This is a genomic window from Candidatus Parvarchaeota archaeon (assembly GCA_016866895.1).
Lineage (GTDB): Archaea > Micrarchaeota > Micrarchaeia > Anstonellales > VGKX01 > VGKX01.
Window position 1 is genome coordinate 1 of the sequence record VGKX01000205.1, and the last position, 1,596, is coordinate 1,596.

Consider the following 1,596-nt stretch of genomic DNA (forward strand, 5'->3'; position numbering starts at 1 on the left):
CCTTCTCCCTTATGTGAAAAGCCTTTCTGCTTCTAAGAAAAAGTAGTTCCGGGGTAACCCAATGATAATCTGCATCTCTGGCTTGACCGGATGCGGCAAGAATACTGTCGGACGGCTAGTTGCAAACAAACTCAAGCTCCGCATGGTGGAGCCGACTTTCAAGTCCATCGCGGCAAAACAGGGTATCAGCCTCATGGAATTCCAAAAGCAGGCGGAAGAAAAGCATTCCATTGACAAGCAATTCGACGCCGCGCTTCTTGCTGAAGTGGGAAGCGGCAACTGCGTCGTTACAACATGGCTTGGCTCCTGGGTTGTGAAAAATGCCGACTTGAAAGTCTGGCTCTACGCAACCCCGAAAGCGCGGGCGGCAAGGATTGCAAAAAGGGACGGCATGAAAGAGGGGGAAGCGTTTGCACACGTATTCGAGCGTGACAACGGGAACCGCAAGCGCTATCTTGATGTTTACGGCATTGACATATTCGACCATTCGCAATTCGACCTCGTGATAAATACGGAAAAGAACAAGCCAGAGGATTCTGCAAAGCTCATAATCGGGGCGGCGAGGGAGAAGCCAAGCGGAAAAAAGGTTAAGGCGAAAAATTTCGGCAGAAATTTCTCAGCATTGGAATTAGCAAATTCCAATACAATTAAAAAGGCAGCTAAGAAGAAATCCAAGCTCAAGAGAAAATAATTTTCATTGGTGGTATAGATGGCAGCAATTCAAGTCGGAAGGGTTTGCATAAAGACAAAGGGCCGCGATTCTGGCGAAAAGGTAGTGGTCACGAAAATCATAAATGAAAATTTCGTCATGATCCGCTCTCCTGCAAGGAAGAAGACGCCTGAGAGAAAATGCAGCGTCCTGCATCTCGAGCCGACAGACACAAGCGTGAGTGGATAACGCCAATCAGTCCTCCACAGTCTTCCTTTTCAAGCAAACATACTTTTGGTAGTGCGCTCAACTTCTGTAGGTAAAAACTTTTCCTCGTAAATCTATCTGCTCTGCGCCCGTTCTCTTTTCTCTTTCGTCGTAAAAAATCATCAACATAGGGACAGGGCAGGCGACCAATATGAAATTGAAGAGAACATATCAGTCCTTTCCCTGTCCCTATGAGGACTGCGGAGCGGACAAAAATAAAGTAATCTGGTGGAGCTGGCCGCAAGGTCGGCTCATGTGCAAAGAATGCGGCAGGACGTTCAACCTGAAGACTGGAACTGCAATGGAGCATCTGCAGGAAGGCAGGGAAAATTTCCTTGAAACAGTGGCTCATTTTGCCACAGGTGGAACAAAAGCGTGGAAGATTGCTGAATTTCTCCACACCTGCCCAAGCAGGGTTTTTTACGCCATAAATAAGCTGGCAAGCATCTGCGAGAAACTCACTGCTGAGCTTTGCAGGGGCAAGGTGAATGCCTCTGTCCTGCAATTTGACGAGATAAAGACTTTCTGCAAGAAGAAGGCAGACGAACTCTGGATTTGGACTGGTGTTGAGGCAGTATCAAAATTCTGGCCAGGCTTGCAGGTTGGAGGGCATGATGGAAAGGTTGGCAAGGCACTGATGAAGGAAGTAAAGCAGTCGCTCGCAAATCTTCCGCTTGCAA

At 47.8% G+C, this 1,596-nt stretch carries 2 protein-coding genes and 1 pseudogene; all 3 read left to right on the forward strand.

Annotated elements, in window-relative coordinates; genetic code table 11:
- Window positions 1–61: 61 nt before the first annotated feature.
- Window positions 62–691: pseudogene (locus FJZ26_05960) on the forward strand (hypothetical protein).
- Window positions 692–709: 18 nt separating this feature from the next.
- Window positions 710–898 (forward strand): 50S ribosomal protein L14e, encoded by a 189-nt coding sequence (locus FJZ26_05965; protein ID MBM3229953.1) that lies wholly within the window; start codon window positions 710–712, stop codon window positions 896–898.
- A gap of 169 nt (window positions 899–1,067) precedes the next feature.
- A partial coding sequence (locus tag FJZ26_05970; protein ID MBM3229954.1) for an IS1 family transposase occupies window positions 1,068–1,596 on the forward strand: 529 nt, incomplete at its 3' end.